Here is a 2,325-nt window from a genome sequence, read left to right as displayed (position 1 = left end):
CACCTTTCCGTTCGCCGACGACCGCTACACCTACGACCTGCTCGGCAACCGCCTGACCGATCAGCGCCAGACCCCCGGTGAGACTTGGCAGTACAACCAGAACAACGAACTGCTGTACTCAGGTTTTGCGACCTATCAATACAACGAAAACGGCAGCACCACCGCCAAGCAGGACCCCAGCACTGGACAGCCAATTCAAAGCTACGCCTACAACAGCGAAGAGCGCATGAGTGAAGTACGCGATGCCGAAGGCAACCTCGTCGCGGAGTACTACTACGATCCGTTTGGAAGGCGGTTGTGGGCTAGCGAGAGAGAAGGGCTGACCTACTTTGCGTATGCGGACTTTGGGATGTCCGCACAGCTTTCTTCAGCCACGAGTGTACCGAGCGTTCATTTGTCAACTCTTGGGCTGACAGTCGACGGTGATGCCGTTGCCATAAAGTCTGGCTCAAGTTACGAGTACCTTCAATCGGATCATCTTGGGCATCCAACAGTTTCTTCCGGCGACGAGTTCCCGAGGAGTGAGGTGAGGTCATCAGCATTCGGCGAACTTCAATCGACTGGGCTTGGGGACATACAAGTACGTGGCTTTCGCGGCCAGAGGCTGGACTCGACCGGGCTGGTTTACAACCGCTGGAGGTACTACAACTCGCAGGTCGGGCGGTACTTAAGAGCAGATCCGATAGGAATGCTCGCTGCGTTGGCGATGCCATACACAACCTTGCCTTCTGGGATCATCGCCTCCGGCAAGTCGATCGCGGGGCTCACGGGCGCAGGAAGAAGTCCTGCGATGCTCTACGTATATGCTGACAATGCGCCGTTGACCCTGGTAGATCCCACGGGATTGTGGCCCACGGTAGATTGTCCTGAATGTAGCGAGGAGCTCGCTAATGCTGTGACTACGATGGTAAGAAACGAGTGTCTCTTTTTTAGTTCGGACGCCAGCCCTATTCGGAACAGGATTCTCAAGGGCTGCATCGAGCGACAATGCAAAACAACGACTATTAAGTGTTTAAAGAATTGTCCGAAATTCCGTTGTCCTATTAATGGCGGGGGTACGTATGTTCAGCCCGTTCCCAATGGATTTCACAACCCGCCAACGATATGTCTCAATACTCAAATTGAGGGAAACGGAGAAGGATGGCAGGGAGCGACGGCGATCCATGAATGGGCGCATGTATGTAAATGGAAACATGGAGATGGTCAGGGTATCCCCGGGGATCCTGGTCCGGAAAGTGGAAAAGGCGAAGAGAGAAGCAGTGGCTGTTATCCCATAAGGGACAGCGGTTCAGATGGCTGGATAGGGCCACGATAGTCATGGGTCTTCTAGCTGTGCTAGCGCTCTCGATTGCCTGCTCGCCCGTCGGCGCGGAGGTCTCGTTTGCGTCTGATCAACTGGTTTGTAGTCGAGAGTCGGAGGCTTGGAAAAGCAACGGTGAGATCGCCATGTGTTTGCCCTCAGACTTTGGCCAAGGCGAAGAATCTGTAGATGGAGACGTGTGGGAGGTGTCTAATGGAAAAGTTCGGATTGAAATCGTTCGCGGACTGGATTCGCCTTCGAACTGGGGTACGGTTGAAGTTGTTGGGTCCATTTCGGTACTTGGAAGACCGGTCGAGCTTCTAGTTGTTCGAGATTGGAAAGGAATTGAATACAATTCTGTTTATTTTGATTCGATGCCGCCCGACGGTTCGTCGCTCTTCGTGGGAATTGTAGATTCGAATCAACTAAGCGCGGATCAAGTAAAGGCGTACATTCGCACTCTTAAATTCGTCAATTTTCCCGACGACTTGGAAGCTAAGTACTCTTGTGATCAAGGGCGGGCGATGGTTGATATCACAAACGGAATTGGTGAATCGAGTCGAGTTGGCGTTGGAGATAGAGTTGGCTGGAGGCGAGGTGTGATGGTCAAACTTTCCTGCGATGGATTCGAGATTGAATACTTCGATTCCAGCACGGGAACCTGGGGAATCGAAAAGGTTCCAGTATCTGGGTGTGCCGTGAGCCCAGGTTCTTGCTCCGGTGAGAAATGAAGACTGCCTAACTCCGAATCGAAAGATCGAGAATACACAGGACGCATCATGCCCCGCTCAACCTTCTTGCTAAGCCTCCTCCTTCTATCACTTAGCACGCTCGTCCAAGCCTCTGTCGACCCCACCGACGGCAGCTACCGCACGTCGGTGGTGGATCTGTCCGTTAAAGTGCCGGGCGGGATGGTGTCGTGGTCGCGGAATTACGAGCGCAATGCCTGGCAGTTCACGCCGGCCTGGTCCAAGCTGAAGTTCACCCTGGATGATCTGGACGGCAGTGTGCTGCGGATCGACCGG

3 protein-coding genes are annotated in these 2,325 nt (G+C 53.6%); all 3 read left to right on the top strand.

All coding sequences use genetic code 11. From position 1 onward, the window contains the following. A partial coding sequence (locus IFO71_RS21475; protein WP_192031739.1) for an RHS repeat domain-containing protein occupies positions 1-1,315 on the top strand: 1,315 nt, incomplete at its 5' end. Positions 1,316-1,317: 2 nt separating this feature from the next. Beyond that, the gene (locus tag IFO71_RS21470; RefSeq protein WP_192031738.1) at positions 1,318-2,031 is read left to right on the top strand and encodes a hypothetical protein; all 714 of its coding nucleotides are present in this window, start codon (positions 1,318-1,320) and stop codon (positions 2,029-2,031) included. 48 nt (positions 2,032-2,079) lie between these two features. Next, positions 2,080-2,325, top strand: a 246-nt coding sequence (locus tag IFO71_RS21465; protein ID WP_192031737.1) for a hypothetical protein, incomplete at its 3' end; no start/stop codon positions are given.

Source organism: Pseudomarimonas arenosa, from assembly GCF_014841215.1.
Lineage (GTDB): Bacteria > Pseudomonadota > Gammaproteobacteria > Xanthomonadales > Xanthomonadaceae > Pseudomarimonas > Pseudomarimonas arenosa.
The sequence above is the reverse complement of the archived record's forward strand: the minus strand, read 5'-3'. Positions and strand labels throughout refer to the sequence as shown.

Excerpts from the sequence above, each read along its gene's own strand:
- IFO71_RS21470 (WP_192031738.1), top strand. The coding sequence starts at position 1,318 with ATGGGTCTTCTAGCTGTGCTAGCGCTCTCGATTGCCTGCTCGCCCGTC.